Source organism: Tepidimonas sp., from assembly GCF_036825565.1.
Classification (GTDB): Bacteria; Pseudomonadota; Gammaproteobacteria; order Burkholderiales; family Burkholderiaceae_C; genus Tepidimonas.
In genome coordinates, this window is sequence record NZ_DAISXZ010000011.1 from 21,989 (window position 1) to 38,372 (window position 16,384).

Below are 16,384 nucleotides of genomic sequence, written 5' to 3' on the forward strand. Positions count from 1 at the left end.
GGCTCAAAGGGTCTGGGTCGGCCGGTCGGAAGCCAGGTGGGCGCCCAGGATTTCCTCGATCCGCGCCCGGAGCACGCGGGACTTGTCGTCCGCCGGGAAGCGCACCCCGATCCCCGGCGTGCGCGATCCGGTCGATCCCGCGGGTGTGATCCAGGCGACCTTGCCGGCGACGGGATAGCGTTGCGGATCCTCGGGCAGCGTAAGCAGTACATATACATCCTGCCCCAGCGTGTACTGGCGCGACGACGGCACGAAGATGCCCCCCTCAGTGAACAAGGGGATGTAGGCCGCGTAGAGCGCGCCTTTTTCCTTGATCGACAGTTGGATGACCGTGGGGCGCGGATGGGAGGCCGCGTCGCCGCCGGCCGGCGAGCCGGTGTTCATGGCCGCGAGTGTATCGCCGCGCTGGCGGGCTGGCCGGAGGGGCGCGCGAAAACCGCGCGGGTGCGCTCGGCCCATGCCTCGGCCCACAGTCCGGCCTGCAGCGGGTGTTCGGCCGTGCGCCACGCCTGTTGCAAAGCCCGCCAGTAGCCGGACAAACGGCGCGCGATGGGATTGGGCGGCAGCGCTTCGGCGGCAAAGTAGCGCGGGGGCGCCCCCGCCGCCAAGCCCATGGCGTCGTGGCACAGCAGCATCAGCACCTGCAACTGGCGCGGGATAGGCCAGTCGGCGATGGCGGACCAGTCCCCTTGGACCAGTTGTTGGGGCAGATCGGCCCACAGCCGCGCGGTCACCCCCAGTCGGGCCCAGGCCAGCGCCTCCTGCGGCCGGCCGCCGGCCGCCCGCCAGCATGCGGCCCAGTCCGCCTCGGTCAGCGCCCGTGTCGACGTGGACTCCTCCGCCGCCGTCTGCATCAGCCAGGCGCGGCCCTCGGCCTCGGTGGGCCAGGCCATGGCGTGGGTTTGGCAGCGGCTGCGGATCGTGGGCAGCAGCAGGTGGACCGCTTCGGTTGCAAGGATGAACCGTACGCGCCCGGGGGGCTCTTCCAACGTCTTGAGCAGCGTATTGGCCGATTCCGCATTCAGGCGCTCGGCGGGGTGGATCAGCACGACCTTGCCCTGTCCCCGGGCGTGCGTGACCTGGGTAAACGCAACCGCCGCGCGGGTGGCTTCCACCCGGATCTGGCGGCTGGGCTTGATCTCCTTGCGCTCGATGCGCTCTTGGGTGGCCGCGTCCAGCGGCCAGCCTAGGTCGAGGGCCTGCTGTTCGGGCATCAGCACGAACAGATCGGCGTGGGTGCGCACGTCGATGGCGTGGCACGCCGGGCAGTCGCCACAGGCTCCGTGCGCGCCCGGCCGTTCGCACAACCAGGTGCGCGCGAGCGCGAGCGCCAGGTCGTGCTGGCCCAGACCCGCGGGCCCCGCCAACAGCACGGCGTGGCCGCGCAAGGCCAGCAGATCCCGCAGTTGCCGCTGGAGCCAGGGGGCGTTCGTCATGGCAGCAGCCCCCGCTGGCGACACACGGCCTCGATCTGATTCCATACGGCGGTGAGGTCCACATCCGCCGCGATGCGTGCAAACCGCTCGGGCGATGCAGCCGCCCGCTGTGCGTAGCCGTGAGCGACCCGTTCGAAGAACTCGCGCGGCTGGGCTTCGAATTTGTCGGGTGCTCGCGTCGCCGACAGGCGGGCGGCCGCCACCACCGGCGGCACATCGAACCACAGGGTCAGATCCGGCTGGCGCAGCCCGTTGGGCGTGGACTGCACCCACGTCTCCAGCGTGCCCAGCACTGTCAGGTCGAACCCGCGGCCATAGCCCTGGTAGGCGAAGGTCGCGTCGGTGAAGCGGTCGCACAGCACCACGTCCCCGCGCAGCAGCGCTGGCTCGATCACCTGCTGCAGATGATCCCGCCGCGCGGCGAACATGAGCAGCGCTTCGGTCAGCGGATCCATAGCGTCGTGCAGCAGGCATTCGCGCAGCTTCTCGGCCAGCGGCGTACCGCCGGGTTCGCGCGTGACCAGCACCGACTGGCCCGCCGCCCGAAAGCGATCGGCCAGCGCGGCGATGTGGGTGGATTTGCCGGCACCGTCGATGCCTTCAAAGCTAATGAAACGCCCAGCGGTGGCAGCAGTGGTCATGTCACAGGTCACGGTCGAACGGCCGGTAAGACCACAAATCGGGCCTCGAACAGCGGGGTATCGGGTCGAGCATACAAGAAGGGCAAGCGGACTGTTTGCGGCGGGGTCGCCAAAGGCCAAGCGGACATCAAGCCACCACCATGCTCGGCCTGTACGAACACCTGCGGCCTGCCGCGGGGATCGGGCATCGGCTGTGCCGCCACGAACACCTCGGCCTGCGGGAATTGCAGCCGCAAACCACCGGCGATCACAGCGTTGGGCACGACGATCACACCCGTTTGAAATCCAGCGCCACGGATGGCCTGGGCGAGCCCCGGGATAGGCAAATTCCATTCATCCGGCCGCGGTTTGCCACCCTGGTGGTACCCCCGCAGCGCCATCAGAGCCAGGAAAAGAAGCGCAAGTCCCACCGACACCCACTGGTAGGTCCGCCAGCGCTGGGCATTCCAGTCGAGAGGCAGCATCACAATCACCAGAGCGGGTAAAAGAAACAGCATCGGCTGCAGCCAGCGCGCCTTGATCTGAGTGGCCCCCATGAGAGCCATCACCGCCAGCACGACCACCACGAGGGCTCCATAGGCCAAGATCCACGCCTGCATGGCTGGCCGGGGCAGTTCTGTGGTCTGGGGGCGCTGCACGCCCTTGCCGCGTCTCCACAGCGCCAGCCCTCCAAATACCAGCCACCACGGTGTTGCAAAGGCAAGTACGGCCTGAGCAGCCACACCGATGCGCTCACCCACGGAGCGGCGGTCATGCGCCGTCATCTTGGCAAGGGTCCCACCGCTGACCAGATCCCAGTGCTCGACCGCCCACACCAAATGTGGCGCAACGACTGCTCCTGCGATTGCCATTGCCAACAGGGTGTACCGGCTGAACAGGCGATGGCGCCATCCCCGCGAGAAGACGGCGGCCACCAGCGCCAAGGCCAGGAATACCGCAAAGTTGTACTTGGCGAGCAAGCCCAAGCCCGCAACCGCACCCAGGGCAACGTAGTCCCGCGGCAGCCCCCGCTCGACGATGCGCACCATGAGCCAGAAGGCCACTGCGGCGCACGCGGTAGCAAGGACGGTGTGGGTGAGATCGCGCTGCGACTCCCACCCCAGGGTCGGCAGCCAGAGCAACGAAGCGCCCGCGACCACAGCCGCCGGTGTGCCCGCCAGTCGGCGCACAGCCGCGGCTGTCGCGGCGTAGATGACCCACAGCAGCGTGTTCTTGAGCGTGGTCAGCCCGGCAATCGACACCCCCGTGACGCTGAACCAGGTGGCCTGCAGCCAGGTGTAAAGCGGGGGCTGCGTGCCGTACCCCCACGCCAGGCGTTGACTCCACAGCAGCTGCTCTGCCTCATCCAACTCGGGCGACGGAGACACGAGCACCCTCACCAAGGCGTGCAGGCCAAAGTACACCGTGATCGCGACCAGGTAGGCTCGCCACAGCCGTCGATCCGCTGCGGCAGCCGCACCCACTGCCGCTGCCGTCACGGCCGCCCTCCCAGCTGGTAGCGCCGCACCGCCCGGTTGTGCTCCTCGAGCGTGCGGCTGAACTCGCTGGAGCCGTCGCCGCGGGCCACGAAGTAGAGAGCCCGGCTGGGGGCCGGCTGCACCGCAGCCAGCAGCGAGTTCCAGCCCGGCATGGCGATGGGGGTGGGCGGCAGGCCGGCGCGTGTGTACGTGTTGTAGGGGGTGTCGGTGGTCAGGTCCCGCCACCGCAGGTTGCCGTCGAAGGCCTCGCCCAGGCCGTAGATGACGGTCGGGTCGGTCTGCAGGCGCATGCCGATGCGCAGGCGGTTGATGAACACGGCAGCGACGTGGGCGCGGTCGGCTTCCAGCCCGGTTTCCTTCTCGACGATGCTGGCGAGGATCAGCGCCTCGTCCGGCGACCCCAGTGGCAGCCCGGGCTGGCGTCGGGCCCAGGCATCGGCCAGGCGGGCGTCCAAGGCCGCGGCGGCCTGCCGCAGGACGCGCGATGCAGGCGTGCGCTTGGGATACACATAGGTGTCGGGGAAGAATCGCCCCTCGGCATGGGCGACCCGCAGGCCCAGGTGCCGCGCCAGCGCGACAGGGTCGTCGCCCGCTGGCAAATCGTCGATCAAATGTTCCGCAGCGCGGACCGCCTGCAGCACTTGGCGCACATTCCACCCTTCCACCAGCGTCAGGCGCCGCACCGCCTGTTCGCCGCGCACCAGCTTGTCCAGCAGCGTGGTGGGGGTGGTGCCCGGCGCGATCTCGTAGCTGCCGGCCTTGAGCGCGCGCGATTGCCCCGAGAGCCGGAACCACAAGAACAGCCTCCAGGCCGAGGTGTCCACCCCCGAGGCGACCAGTGCCTCGGCCACCTCGGCGGCGGACATGCCCGGCTCGATGACCACGTCCACGACCGGCTGCCCCTGCAGCCGCAGGGACAAGGGGCGGTGCAGCCACGCGGCGATGGCGGTGGCACCGGCCAGCACGGCCACCGCCGCGAGCAGGGTCCAACGGAAGGCCAGGGATCGCAACGAGCGAGACACGGGTAATGGGCGGGTCGCCATCAGCGGCGCCAAGGCTGCGGGAGAATACGGCCGACGATGATAGCCGCAACCATTGTTTGCCCATGATGCCTGCCCCGAATCTCGCCATCGACGCCGCCGCCCTCCCCCCCATGCACGGGGTCGTCCGCCTGGAGGACTGGGGTGTGGTCAGCGCCCAGGGTGAAGAGGCGGCCGCGTTTCTCCATGGACAGTTGACGCAGGACGTCATCCTGCAGCGCGATGGCGAAGCGCGGCTCGCCGCCTATTGCACACCCAAGGGGCGCATGCTGTTCAGCGCCATCGGCGTTCGGCGCGATGGTGAGGTGCTGCTGTGCGCGCCGCGCGAACGCATCGCGCCGACCGTCAAGCGCTTGTCGATGTTCGTTCTGCGGGCGAAGGTGCGGCTCAGCGACGCGTCCGAGCAATGGGCGTTGTGGGTGGCGGCCGGTGACGCAGTGCCCGCTGCGCTGCCACCGGCGGTTTGGTGTGTGTGGCGCGAGGGCGACCGGACTTGGGTGCGATTGCCGCCCGGGGCGGATGTGCCCCGGGCGCTGCTGATCCAGCCGTCCTCTGCCCCTGCGCCCGAGGGGGCTGCGCTCGCTCTCGCCCATTGGCAGTGGCTGGCGGTGATGAGCGGTGTGGCCCACATCACCGATGCCGTGGTGGAGGCCTTCGTGCCGCAGATGCTCAACTATGAGTCGGTGGGTGGCGTCAACTTCAAGAAGGGGTGCTACCCGGGGCAGGAGGTGGTGGCCCGCAGTCAATTCCGCGGCACGCTCAAGCGGCGCGGGTATCTGGTCCATGCCGATGCTCCCCTGGCCGCGGGGCAGGAGGTGTTCCACGCCGCCGACCACGAGCAGCCAGTGGGGCTGATCGCGCAGGCGGCCCCGCACCCGACCTCGGGCTGGAACGCGGTGGTGTCGCTGCAGACCTCGGCCGCGGACGGGCAGGCACTCACCGCCGGTGGGCCGGATGGCGCGCCGCTGCGCCTGCTGCCCCTGCCCTACGACCTGCTGCAAGACATTTGACGCCATGTGCCTGATGGCCTGGGCGGTGGGGCAGGATCCCGCGGCACCACTCTGGCTGGCAGCCAACCGCGACGAGCAGTGGGATCGCCCCACCCTGCCCCTGCACGCCTGGACCTTGCCTGACGGCGGGACGGCCTGGAGCGGCCGGGATGCCCTGGCTGGGGGATCGTGGCTCGCGTTCGGCTCGGCGGGTCGGGTGGCCATGCTGACCAATGTGCGCGCCTGGCCGCCCGAGCCGGCGCAGGACCGCAGCCGGGGCAGCCTGGTCACCGCTTGGCTGGCGCCCGAGGACCTACCGACGTGGGCCGACTTTGCCCGTCGATACGACCCCGCGTCGTACAACGGTTGCAACGTGGTGCTGGGCGATGTCCCGCGGGGACACTGGGCGTGGCTGACCAACCGCGACCCGGGCCCCGCGCGCGCCGATGATCCCGCGACCGAGCGCGTCGAGGGCTGGTGGGCGCGGGAGTTACCGCCCGGCGTCTATGCCCTGTCGAATGCGGCGCTGGATACGCCTTGGCCCAAGCTGCGCCGACTCAAATCGGCCCTCGACCGGGCCCTGGCCGCATCCCGCGTGGAGGCGGCGTGCAGCACCTTGCTGGAGGCCCTGCGCACCCACGTGCCTGGTGCAAATGTCGGGCAGCATCTGGAATCCAGCCCCTATGTCCACTTGCCCGAGCGCCGCTACGGCACGCGCAGCAGCCTGATCGCCCGTTGGGACCGCGCCGGCACCCTGACGCTGACCGAGTGGACCTATGCCAGTCCGCAGGGGCCGGCGGCGGCCGATCGCGCCGATCAGAGGCGCATTTCCATCGACTGGTGGGGAATGCCGACCTCGTCATAGGGCTCGCCCACGCGCTGCCAGCCCAGCCGCTCATAGAAGCCGATGGCGGTGCGTTGCGCGCTCAGGCGCAGGGTATGGTCGCCGCGCGCACGGGCGGCATCCGACAGGGCCTGCAACACCCTTGTGCCGACGCCTGTGCCGCGCAGCACGCGGTGCACCACCATGCGGCCCACCTTGCCCACCCCCGGCTCGGCGGTCAGCAGCCGGCCTGTGCCCACCGCCTGGCCCAGGTGGTTGTAGGCCACGGAGTGCAGTGCAGTGGCGTCCGCCGCGTCCCACTCCTCCGATTCCGGGATGCCTTGTTCGTCTACGAACACCGCGCGGCGCAGCGGGGCCGCATCGCGCTCCAGGGCGTGCCAGGGGCCGGTCACCACCCGAAGCACGTCCTGGCCGGCTTCGTAGCGCTGCACCAGCTCGCGCAGCGCCGCCGGCACCGGACGCGAGGTTTGCGTGGCCGGATCGGCAAACACATAGACGATTTCTGCGCCCACCAGCGCTCGCTCGCCGAGGAACAGCGCACCGGTCATCGTCATCGATGAGTTGCCGATACGCTCGCAGCGCAGCGCCACGTCCACCTGGTCATCCATGCGGGCACTGGCAGCAAACTCGAGGCTTGCCTTTTTGACGTAGAGCTCGCCGCCCAGTTGGTGCATTGCATCGGCGTAGGGCAGGCCCAGCGCGCGCCAGTACTCGGTGGTGCCGACGTCGAAATACATCAAATAGTGGGCGTTGAAGACGATGCCTTGCATATCCACCTCGGCCCAGCGCACGCGCAGGCGGTGGAAACATCGGAATTCGTGGCGCTTCATGGCGGGATTTGGGACAATCGCGGGCTTTGGACGACGCAGGCCCGATTATGTTGCCCCACCAGCTAGAACTCCTGTCACCCGCGCGCGATGCCGACATCGGCATCGAAGCGGTCAACCACGGAGCGGATGCGGTCTACATCGGCGGCCCGGGCTTCGGGGCGCGCGCCAACGCCGCCAACCCGCTCGGTGCCATCGAGCGGCTGGTGCGGCACGCACACCGCTACCACGCGCGGGTCTTCGTCACGCTCAACACCATTTTGCGCGACGACGAGCTGGAGCCGGCACGGCGCCTCATCTACGAGCTGTACGACATCGGCGTGGACGCGCTGATCGTGCAGGACATGGGGCTGCTGGAGCTGGACCTGCCCCCCATCCAGTTGCATGCCAGCACCCAATGCGACATCCGCACGCCGCAAAAAGCCCGGTTTTTGCAGGACGTGGGCTTTTCCCAGGTGGTGCTGGCGCGGGAGCTGACGCTGGAGCAGATCGCCGCGGTCGATGCGGCGCTGGGGCCGCGCGACGCGCCCGGGCGTGCGGTGCTGGAGTTTTTCATCCACGGCGCGTTGTGCGTGGCCTACAGCGGCCAGTGCTACATCAGCCACGCCTACACCGGGCGCAGCGCCAACCGGGGCGACTGCTCGCAGGCCTGCCGCCTGACCTACGAGGTGCGCGACGCGCAAGGGCGCATCCTGGTACACGACAAGCACGTGTTGTCGATGAAGGACAACAACCAGAGCGCTAACCTGCGCGCGCTGATCGACGCCGGCGTGCGCAGCTTCAAGATCGAGGGTCGCTACAAGGACATGGGGTATGTGAAAAACATCACCGCCCACTACCGCCGGCTGCTCGACCAGATTCTGGAGGAGCGGCCCGATCTGGCGCCCTCTTCCAGCGGCCGCTGCACCTACACCTTTACGCCGGATCCGGACCAGAACTTCAACCGAGAGTTCACCGATTACTTCGTCAACGGCCGGCAGATCGACATCGGCGCCTTCGACAGCCCCAAGAACCCAGGCCGCCCGATCGGCTGGGTGGTGCGCACGGCCGCGGACCATGTCGAGATCGAAACCGACGACCCCGCGACCGAACTGGCCAACGGCGACGGCCTGTGTTATCTGGATCTGCAGCACAACCTGATCGGTCTGCAGACCAACCGGGTCGAGCGGCTGGGCCCGGGAACGGAAGGGGGCACGCGCTGGCGCATCCACCCCAAGGATACGATGGCCAGCCTGAAGGATCTGCGCCCGGGCACGGTCGTCAACCGCAACCGCAGCATGGCCTGGGTGCGGGCACTGGAGCGGCCGTCGGCCGAGCGGCGCATCCCGCTGTGGGTGCAGCTGCGCGCGCAGGGGAATGCCCTGTGCCTGACGCTGACCGATGCCGATGGCTGCACGGGCGCGGCCACCCTGTCCGGCCCCTTCGATCTGGCCCGCGATGCCGCCTCGCACAAGGCGCGGCTGGCCGACGGGCTGGGCCGTTTGGGCGATACGGTGTTCGAGGCCGTGGCGCTGGATGTGGCGCTGCCGGCCCCGTGGTTCGTGCCGGCGTCCCGGCTGAATGCGCTGCGACGCGACGCCGTGGCGGCCCTGATGGCCGCGCGCGAGGCGGCCCGTGTGCGGCCGGTCCGCGCGCCGGCCGTGCAGCCGCCCGTGCCCTATCCCGACGATGTGCTGACCTACCTGGGCAACGTCTACAACCACAAGGCGCGCGACTTTTACGCCCGCCACGGGGTGCGCGTGATCGAGGCCGCCTACGAGAGCCACGAGGAACCGGGCGAAGTCAGCCTGATGATCACCAAGCACTGCGTGCGCTACAGCCTGAGTCTGTGCCCCAAACAGGCCAAGGGGGTGACGGGCGTGCAGGGCACGATTCGTGCCGAGCCGCTGGTGCTGGTCCACGGGCAGGAGCGCTTGACGCTGCGCTTCGACTGCAAGCCGTGCGAGATGCACGTCGTCGGGCGCCTGAAGCGCCATGCGGTGCGCGATGCCGAACGCCAGTCGCGCGAGGCGCCGCTGCGCTTCTATCGCACCCGGCCCGTGCCGACGGCCCCCTGACGGCCGGGGGCCGCCGCGGTCAGACGTAACCCGCCACCGGCATGGGCGTGTGGCGCATGTGCAGCGCCAGCCCCAGGGCGGCCATGTGGTCGCCGTTGCGGCTCAGGATCGCCTGGGCCATGGGCAAAAACTCGGTCTCTTCGAAGCGGGCGTGGGCGCGGTACTGGGCGACCAGCGCCTCCAGGCCGGCGGTGTCCAGTTCGAACGACTGGCCTTTGGCCACTTTCTTGAGCCCGCCCTCCAGTCGCTTCCACAGCGTCTCCAGCGTGCGGTGCTCGTCGGTCAGCCGCCGCACCAGGGCCTGGGTGCGATCGCGCTCCGCCCCGGCTTCGCTGCTGGCGATCACGGCGGGGAACAGCTCGCGCTCCTCGTCCAGGTGGTGCTCGAAGATGGCCTCGCGGAAGAACTCGACCGACTGCTCGGCCACCTCGCGCGCGCGGGCTGCCGGCTGCAACAGCGCCGGCAGCTCGGCCAGCCCGTCGAGCTTGCGCAGGATGCCGGCATGGCATTGGGAAAAATCCGCGATCGGCTGATCGACGGGGGTGGGCGCATCGGATCCGGACATGGCGACACCGTTTTGCAACATCACGATGTGGTCAGTCTAGCCGCCGCGCTGCCGCGAACCTTGACACGCATCAAGGTTCGGTCGACCGCTCAGGTGGGCGCCGGGTTCGCGTTCAGCCGATCCAACGGCGGGCGTTGCGGAACATGCGCATCCAGGGGCTGAAAGCGTCGAGGCCGCCGGTGGCGCCGAGGTCCGTCCAGCTCATCTGCGCATTGCGGAACACCCGCTCCGGGTGCGGCATCATGGCGGTGAAGCGCCCATCCGGCGTGGTGACCGCCGTGATGCCCCCCGGGCTGCCGTTGGGGTTGAACGGATAGGCCTCGGTCGGCCGGCCATGGTGGTCCACGAAGCGCATGGCAACGCGGACGGCCGCGCGGTCGCCGCGCTGGCCAAAGTTGGCATAGCCCTCGCCGTGCGCCACCGCAATCGGCAGCCGGCTGCCGGCCATGCCTTGCAGGAACAGGCTCGGCGACTCGGTGACCTCCACCAGCGACAGCCGGGCCTCGAAGCGCTCGCTGACGTTGGTCGTGAAGCGCGGCCAGTGCTCGGCGCCGGGGATGATGGCGGCCAGCTCGGCAAACATCTGGCAGCCGTTGCACACGCCCAGCCCGAACGTGTCCGGCCGCGCGAAGAAGGCGGCAAACTGCTCCGACAGCTCCGGATGGAAGGTGATGGAGCGCGCCCAGCCGATACCGGCGCCCAGCGTGTCCCCGTAGCTGAAGCCGCCGCAGGCCACCAGCCCGCGAAAACCCTGCAACGCGGCGCGGCCGGACAGCAGGTCCGTCATGTGCACATCCACCGCCTCGAAGCCGGCGGCATCGAACGCGTAGGCCATCTCCACATGCGAGTTGACGCCCTGCTCGCGCAGGATGGCCACGCGCGGCCGCGCCAGATTCAGGTACGGGGCGGCGACGTCTTCGGTGGGGTCGAAGGTCAGCGCCACGTGCAACCCCGGATCGTCGGCCCGGCCGGCCGCGGCGTGCTCGGCATCGGCGCAGTCGGGGTTGTCGCGCAGCTGGCAAATCTTCCAGCTCACGCTGTCCCACACCTGTTGCAAATCCTCCAGCGTGGCGCTGAACAGGCATCGGGCATCCCGCCAGATCTGCAGCTCGCCCTTGCCCGCATCGATGGGGCTGGTGGCGGGGCGGGTTTTGCCGATCACATGGCTGCAGGCCGACAGGCCGTGGGCGCGCAGGGTCTGCAGCACCGCGTCGCGCTCGGCGCTGCGCACCTGCAGCACCACGCCCAGCTCCTCGCTGAACAGGGCCTTCAGGGTGAGTTCGTCGCGGCGCGCGCCGACCTGCGCGGCCCAGTTCTTGGCGTCGCCAAAGTCGGCGCGGCTGTCGCGGATGCCGTCGCCTTCGGTCACCAGCAGGTCGACGTTCAGCGTCACGCCCACATGACCGGCAAACGCCATTTCGGCCACACAGGCCAGCAGCCCCCCGTCGCTGCGGTCGTGGTAGGCGAGCAGTTGCCCGCCCGCCCGCAGCGCATTGACGGCATCGACCAGCCGCACCAGGTATTGCGGGTCGTCCAGGTCGGGCACGTCGCCCCCCGCCTGGTCCAGCACCTGCGCCAGGATGGAGCCGCCCATGCGGTGGCGCCCGCGCCCCAGGTCGATCAGGATCAGCGTGGTGTCCTCCCGCGCGTCGAGCTGCGGCGTGAGGGTGCCACGCACATCGGCCAGGGTGGCGAAGGCGCTCACGATCAGGCTGACTGGGGCCGTCACCTTGCGCGCCTGGCCGTCATCGGTGCGCCACTGGGTGCGCATGGACAGGCTGTCCTTGCCCACGGGGATGCTGATGCCGAGCTGCGGGCACAGCTCCAACCCCACGGCCTTGACGGTGTCGTACAGCGCGGCGTCCTCGCCCGGCTCGCCGCAGGCGGCCATCCAGTTGGCCGACAGCTTGACGCGCGGCAGCTCGATCGGCGCCGCCAGCAGGTTGGTGATGGCTTCGGCCACCGCCATGCGGCCCGCGGCGGGGGCATCCAGCGCGGCGATCGGGGTGCGCTCGCCCATGGCCATGGCCTCGCCCGCCAAACCCCGAAAGTCGGCCAGCGTCACCGCGCAATCGGCCACCGGCACCTGCCAGGGGCCCACCATCTGGTCACGGTGGGTCAGGCCGCCCACGGTTCGGTCGCCGATGGTGACCAGAAAACGCTTGGATGCGACGGTGGGGTGGGACAACACCTCGACGACCGCCCGCTGCAGCGCCACGCCCGTGCCGTCGAAAGCCGCAAAACGGCGCGGGATGCGCGAGACCTCGCGCCGCATCCGCGGGGGCTTGCCCAGCAGCACCTCCATCGGCATGTCTACGGGGCGGGCGTCCGCCTCGGCATTGGCCTGCGCGTCGGCGAGCACGAGCTGGCGCTCTTCGGTCGCCACCCCCACCACGGCAAACGGGCAGCGCTCGCGCTCGCACAGCGCGGCAAAGCGCGGCAGCGCATCGGGGGCCAGCGCCAGCACATAGCGCTCCTGGCTCTCGTTGCACCAGATCTCCTTGGGCGCGAGGCCGCTTTCCTCCAGCGGGATGGCACGCAGGTCGAAGCGGGCGCCCCGCCCGGCGTCGTTCACCAGCTCCGGAAAAGCATTCGACAGCCCGCCAGCCCCCACGTCGTGGATGGCGAGGATGGGGTTGTCCGCACCCAGCGCCCAGCAGTGGTTGATCACCTCTTGCGCGCGGCGCTGGATCTCCGGATTGCCGCGCTGCACCGAATCGAAGTCCAGCTCTGCCGCGTTGGCGCCGCTGGCCATGGAGCTGGCGGCGCCGCCGCCCATGCCGATGCGCATGCCGGGCCCGCCCAACTGCACCAGCAGGGTGCCGGCCGGGAAGGTGATCTTGTGGGTCAGGCCGGCGTCGATCTGCCCCACCCCGCCGGCGATCATGATCGGTTTGTGGTAGCCGCGTTCCACCGCATCCACGTCGGAGGCCACGCGCTGCTCATAGGCGCGGAAGTAGCCGAGCAGGTTGGGCCGGCCGAACTCGTTGTTGAAGGCGGCCCCGCCCAAGGGGCCCTCGATCATGATCTGCAGCGGGCTGGCGATGTGTGTCGGCTTGCCCCCCGGCTGATCGGACCAGCCGCCCCACAGGCGCGAGACCGAAAAACCCGTCAACCCCGCCTTGGGGCGCGCCCCGCGGCCCGTCGCGCCCTCGTCGCGAATCTCGCCCCCGGCCCCTGTGGCCGCGCCGGGGAACGGCGAGATCGCGGTTGGGTGGTTGTGGGTCTCCACCTTCATCAGGATGTGGTGCTGCGCTTCGCTGCGGCGGTAGGTGGGACTGCCCTCGCCGTCGGGCACCGCCACGAAGCGCTCGACCGCATGTCCTTCCATCACCGCGGCGTTGTCCGCGTAGGCGACGATGGTGTGTTGGGGTGCGGTCTGGTGGGTGTGGCGGATCATGCCGAACAGGCTGTGCGGCTGCTCCACCCCATCGATGACGAACTGGGCGTTGAAGATCTTGTGCCGGCAGTGCTCGCTGTTGGCCTGGGCGAACATCATCAGCTCGACATCGCTCGGGTTGCGCCCGAGTCGCTGGAAGGCCGCCACCAGGTAGTCGATCTCGTCGTCCGCCAGGGCCAAGCCCCAGGCGGTGTTGGCCGCTTCCAGCGCCGCACGCCCCTGGCCCAGCACATCCACGCGCTCCATGGGCTGGGGGGCCAACGCCGTGAACAGCCCCGCCGCCTCGGTCGTATCGCGCAGGGCGCTCTCCGTCATGCGGTCGTGCAACAGCGCCGCGCAGGCCTGCCATGCCGCATTGTCCAACGTGGCCGGGCGCCCCAGCCAGCCCGCGAGGGCGCCGCTGTCCAGCGTCAGCCAATATTCCACGACACGCTCGACCCGCCGTGCCGCCAGCCCGCAGTTGTGCGCGATGTCGGTCGCTTTGGACGCCCACGGCGACACCGTGCCCAGGCGCGGCGTGACGACGATGCGCACCCCCTGGGTGGGCCCGCCGTAGGGCTCTCCATACGTCAGCAGGGCCGCCCAGCGGGCGCGAGTGGCGTCGTCCAGCGGGGCATCGGTGGCCACCAGATGCACATGACGCGCGGCTATGCCGGTGATGCGTGCATCGACGGCCTGCAAGCGGGGCAGCAACTGCCGGGCCCGAAAGTGGCCGAGGGCATCCCCCCCGGCAAACGTCGACAGATGGAGCGGGGAGGCAGGGGCGTTCACGGCGATGGCGCTGGGGTGTGGAGAGAGCCCCGGATTTTACCCGTCGGCCTGCGGCGGGCCTGTGGGGTCAATGAGGGTCAATTAGGGTCAATTAGGGTTTGTCCGCCTTGCCGCGCCAGCGGCATGAAGTATCGTGCATGTCCGCCGTCGGCATTTCGCTTCAAGCCAGAGTAGACCCCACCATGACCACCCGCCGCGTCGTCCTGACCCGAAGCGCCGCCGTGATCGGCGCCGCTTCCACCGGGCTGCTGTTGCCCGAAATCGTCCGGGCCCAGGCGGCCCGGCCCGGGGTCGACGGCCGCCGCCGCGACTGGACCTACGAGCGGGTGCTGGAGACCTTTCCCCGCTTAGCCGAGCGCCTCGATCACGGGGGGCAGCAGCTCAGCGGTGGCGAGCAGCAGATGCTGACCATCGGCCGCGCACTCATGAGCAACCCGGACGTGCTGATCCTGGACGAAGCGACCGAGGGGCTGGCCCCGCTGATCGCGCGCGAGATTTGGCGCATCTGCCGCGTCATCCGCGACAGCGGCATCAGCAGCATCATCGTCGACAAAAACTGGAAGCACGTCACCCTGATCACCGACCGCAACGTGATCCTGGTCAAGGGCCGCGTCGCGTTCGAGGGCACGTCCGACGAGTTGACCACCCGCCCCGACGTGCTGGAGCGTTACCTGGGCGTCTGATGCAAACAGGGGAGGCGTTGGTGGCCTCCCCTGCCGTTTGGGATGAACGGAGCGGGTCGAATAGCCCCGCCGCGATTCACTTGTTGACGGGCGATTGCGGATCCAGTAGCAGCGCCATCACATGCTTGATCTGCTGCTCATCCAGAATGCCTTTGTGCCCCGCGCTCGGCATCTTGGTGCAGGCGTTGAAGGCGCGCGAGTTCCAGATCTTGGCCCAGGTGTACTCGACGATGGGCCTGGCCTCGGGGCTGTTGGGATTGGTCACCCCGCGCAGCTTGCCGTAGTTGTACAGGCTCGGGCCCAGCGTACCGAAGGAGATTTCCTCCTTGGTGATCTGGTGGCAGTTGTAGCAATTGCCACCGTTGACGGTCTTGGCGTCGTCGGTCCAGGTCAAACCACGGCCGCTCTGGGCGATGACCTCGCCTTGCTTCCAGTCCCCTAGGAACTTGCCGTCGCTCGGCCACTTGACGCTCTTGTAGGCGACTTCTTCGATGGCCTTCGTCGTCTTGTCGTCCAGGGGCTTGCCCGACACCTCGGACTGCCAGCACGCGACGCGCGCCTCGTCCTGCTCCAAGCGATCGAGCTTGGCAATGCCGCGCTCGACGAACGATTGCTTGACGATCTCCATCGTCATCTTGTCGTACTCGGCGGGCGACGGCGCCACGCTGCAGCCCGCCAACACGATGACCGCCGGCGCGGCCAGAGCAATCAGGGATTTTTTCATGTGCGGATCCTCCGGTTCAGCGCTTGATGGCCGGCGCGATGGACTTGGAGCCCTTTGCGTTGACGCCCATATACACCCCCAGCGCGATCGTCACGTCGCTGGCAAACGTGGGTTCCGGAAAGCGCTGCTGCCGGTAGCAGTCGTTCAAACGGTGTTGCATGCTCCACATCTGACCGTTGGACACCCGGTACGCCGGCCAGGCGGCGAAACCGACACCGTCGCCGGGGTTCTTGGTCAGGTTGGGCAACTCCTGCAGGCGGATGCGCTTGCCGTCCTCGCCGTGGCAGCTCGCGCACGAAAAGTCGTGCGGCCCGCCGCGCAGGAAGAACAGCCGCTTGCCCACCTCGTACATGTCGCGCTCGGCCTGGGTGTTGAACGGCAAATTGAACGGCATGCCGCGCGACTGGCTGGAAATCCAGGTGGCCAGGGCGACGATATTGGCCGTCTCACCGCGCCCGAAGTTGCGCTGGGACACCTCTTTTTTGACGTCGATACCCTGCAGCGTCTCCATGCAGGTGAGCAGCCGGCTCTCCAGATCCTGAACACGGCCGGTGTCTTTGAAGAAGCGCGGCAGCTCCACGAACGCGCCTTTGACCACGCCAGGCCCCTTGCCCAGGTCGCACTGCTCGAGCGAGGCGTTCTTGGGGCCGCGTTTTTGCTTCCACAGGTCCTCGCCCTTGACCTCGAACAGCTCCGCCGGGTTGCCGTCTTGCAGCATCGCCCGGTATTCCTCGATGCCCTTCATGGTGGCATCCTGGGCCACCGCGGCGCTGCCCAACAACGACAGCGCCGCCAATGTGACGAACGTCTTTTTCATGCTAGTTCCTCGCTGTGAACGAGAGAGCGCAGACCGATGCGCCCCACACCGCCGCCGTCAAGCGATCACGGCCTCGTCGGTGCGCGACCCGCCCTTGTTGTCGGTCCACTTG

General features: G+C 69.0%; 14 protein-coding genes. 4 read left to right on the plus strand and 10 right to left on the minus strand.

What is annotated here, in order from left to right; all coding sequences use genetic code 11:
- Positions 1–3: 3 nt before the first annotated feature.
- Genes V7026_RS03100 through mltG form a run of 5 tightly spaced genes read right to left on the minus strand, consistent with a single transcriptional unit; the run spans position 4 to position 4,598 of the window.
- Positions 4–384: a PilZ domain-containing protein gene (locus tag V7026_RS03100; protein ID WP_334153830.1), complete on the minus strand. Its 381-nt coding sequence runs from the start codon at positions 382–384 to the stop codon at positions 4–6.
- Entirely contained in the window at positions 381–1,436 is a 1,056-nt protein-coding gene (locus V7026_RS03105) for a DNA polymerase III subunit delta' (RefSeq protein ID WP_334153831.1), read from the minus strand. The genes V7026_RS03100 and V7026_RS03105 overlap by 4 nt, the downstream gene beginning before the upstream one ends.
- The gene (gene tmk / locus V7026_RS03110; RefSeq protein WP_334153832.1) at positions 1,433–2,077 is read right to left on the minus strand and encodes a dTMP kinase; all 645 of its coding nucleotides are present in this window, start codon (positions 2,075–2,077) and stop codon (positions 1,433–1,435) included. Before tmk ends, V7026_RS03105 begins: the two co-directional genes overlap by 4 nt.
- A gap of 8 nt (positions 2,078–2,085) precedes the next feature.
- Positions 2,086–3,555: a glycosyltransferase family 39 protein gene (locus tag V7026_RS03115; protein ID WP_334153833.1), complete on the minus strand. Its 1,470-nt coding sequence runs from the start codon at positions 3,553–3,555 to the stop codon at positions 2,086–2,088.
- Positions 3,552–4,598 carry an endolytic transglycosylase MltG gene (mltG, locus tag V7026_RS03120; RefSeq protein ID WP_443082310.1) on the minus strand — a complete coding sequence of 349 codons (1,047 nt, stop codon included), beginning with the start codon at positions 4,596–4,598 and terminating at the stop codon, positions 3,552–3,554. The genes V7026_RS03115 and mltG overlap by 4 nt, the downstream gene beginning before the upstream one ends.
- 110 nt (positions 4,599–4,708) lie before the next feature.
- Here mltG and ygfZ point away from each other — a divergent pair, with 110 nt between their 5' ends.
- Both ygfZ and V7026_RS03130 read left to right on the plus strand, forming a co-directional pair.
- Positions 4,709–5,605 carry a CAF17-like 4Fe-4S cluster assembly/insertion protein YgfZ gene (gene ygfZ, locus V7026_RS03125; RefSeq protein ID WP_334153835.1) on the plus strand — a complete coding sequence of 299 codons (897 nt, stop codon included), beginning with the start codon at positions 4,709–4,711 and terminating at the stop codon, positions 5,603–5,605.
- Between the two features lie 4 nt (positions 5,606–5,609).
- Entirely contained in the window at positions 5,610–6,449 is an 840-nt protein-coding gene (locus V7026_RS03130) for an NRDE family protein (protein WP_334153836.1), read from the plus strand.
- Here the strand turns inward: V7026_RS03130 and V7026_RS03135 are convergent.
- Positions 6,401–7,258, minus strand: coding sequence for a YbgC/FadM family acyl-CoA thioesterase (locus tag V7026_RS03135; protein WP_334153837.1), 858 nt, complete (start codon positions 7,256–7,258; stop codon positions 6,401–6,403). The two genes, V7026_RS03130 and V7026_RS03135, sit on opposite strands and share 49 nt — an antisense overlap.
- A gap of 47 nt (positions 7,259–7,305) precedes the next feature.
- Here V7026_RS03135 and V7026_RS03140 point away from each other — a divergent pair, with 47 nt between their 5' ends.
- Positions 7,306–9,312: a peptidase U32 family protein gene (locus V7026_RS03140; RefSeq protein WP_334153838.1), complete on the plus strand. Its 2,007-nt coding sequence runs from the start codon at positions 7,306–7,308 to the stop codon at positions 9,310–9,312.
- Between the two features lie 19 nt (positions 9,313–9,331).
- Here the strand turns inward: V7026_RS03140 and V7026_RS03145 are convergent, their stop codons facing one another.
- Positions 9,332–9,877 (minus strand): hemerythrin domain-containing protein, encoded by a 546-nt coding sequence (locus tag V7026_RS03145; protein ID WP_334153839.1) that lies wholly within the window; start codon positions 9,875–9,877, stop codon positions 9,332–9,334.
- Between the two features lie 112 nt (positions 9,878–9,989).
- Positions 9,990–14,048, minus strand: coding sequence for a phosphoribosylformylglycinamidine synthase (gene purL / locus V7026_RS03150; protein WP_334153840.1), 4,059 nt, complete (start codon positions 14,046–14,048; stop codon positions 9,990–9,992).
- A 182-nt stretch (positions 14,049–14,230) separates the two neighbouring features.
- Between purL and V7026_RS03155 the strand changes: the two genes are divergently transcribed.
- Positions 14,231–14,731 carry an ATP-binding cassette domain-containing protein gene (locus V7026_RS03155; RefSeq protein WP_334153841.1) on the plus strand — a complete coding sequence of 167 codons (501 nt, stop codon included), beginning with the start codon at positions 14,231–14,233 and terminating at the stop codon, positions 14,729–14,731.
- 76 nt (positions 14,732–14,807) lie between these two features.
- Here the strand turns inward: V7026_RS03155 and soxX are convergent, their stop codons facing one another.
- Positions 14,808–15,455 carry a sulfur oxidation c-type cytochrome SoxX gene (gene soxX, locus V7026_RS03160; RefSeq protein ID WP_334153842.1) on the minus strand — a complete coding sequence of 216 codons (648 nt, stop codon included), beginning with the start codon at positions 15,453–15,455 and terminating at the stop codon, positions 14,808–14,810.
- 16 nt (positions 15,456–15,471) lie between these two features.
- Positions 15,472–16,272: a sulfur oxidation c-type cytochrome SoxA gene (soxA, locus tag V7026_RS03165; RefSeq protein WP_334153843.1), complete on the minus strand. Its 801-nt coding sequence runs from the start codon at positions 16,270–16,272 to the stop codon at positions 15,472–15,474.
- Positions 16,273–16,384: the final 112 nt, after the last annotated feature.

Excerpts from the sequence above, each read along its gene's own strand:
- V7026_RS03145 (WP_334153839.1), bottom strand. The coding sequence starts at position 9,877 with ATGTCCGGATCCGATGCGCCCACCCCCGTCGATCAGCCGATCGCGGAT.
- soxX (WP_334153842.1), bottom strand. The coding sequence starts at position 15,455 with ATGAAAAAATCCCTGATTGCTCTGGCCGCGCCGGCGGTCATCGTGTTG.
- V7026_RS03155 (WP_334153841.1), top strand. The coding sequence starts at position 14,231 with ATGACCACCCGCCGCGTCGTCCTGACCCGAAGCGCCGCCGTGATCGGC.
- ygfZ (WP_334153835.1), top strand. The coding sequence starts at position 4,709 with ATGCACGGGGTCGTCCGCCTGGAGGACTGGGGTGTGGTCAGCGCCCAG.
- tmk (WP_334153832.1), bottom strand. The coding sequence starts at position 2,077 with ATGACCACTGCTGCCACCGCTGGGCGTTTCATTAGCTTTGAAGGCATC.
- V7026_RS03135 (WP_334153837.1), bottom strand. The coding sequence starts at position 7,258 with ATGAAGCGCCACGAATTCCGATGTTTCCACCGCCTGCGCGTGCGCTGG.
- soxA (WP_334153843.1), bottom strand. The coding sequence starts at position 16,272 with ATGAAAAAGACGTTCGTCACATTGGCGGCGCTGTCGTTGTTGGGCAGC.
- V7026_RS03130 (WP_334153836.1), top strand. The coding sequence starts at position 5,610 with ATGTGCCTGATGGCCTGGGCGGTGGGGCAGGATCCCGCGGCACCACTC.
- V7026_RS03100 (WP_334153830.1), bottom strand. The coding sequence starts at position 384 with ATGAACACCGGCTCGCCGGCCGGCGGCGACGCGGCCTCCCATCCGCGC.
- mltG (WP_443082310.1), bottom strand. The coding sequence starts at position 4,598 with ATGGCGACCCGCCCATTACCCGTGTCTCGCTCGTTGCGATCCCTGGCC.
- V7026_RS03105 (WP_334153831.1), bottom strand. The coding sequence starts at position 1,436 with ATGACGAACGCCCCCTGGCTCCAGCGGCAACTGCGGGATCTGCTGGCC.
- V7026_RS03140 (WP_334153838.1), top strand. The coding sequence starts at position 7,306 with ATGTTGCCCCACCAGCTAGAACTCCTGTCACCCGCGCGCGATGCCGAC.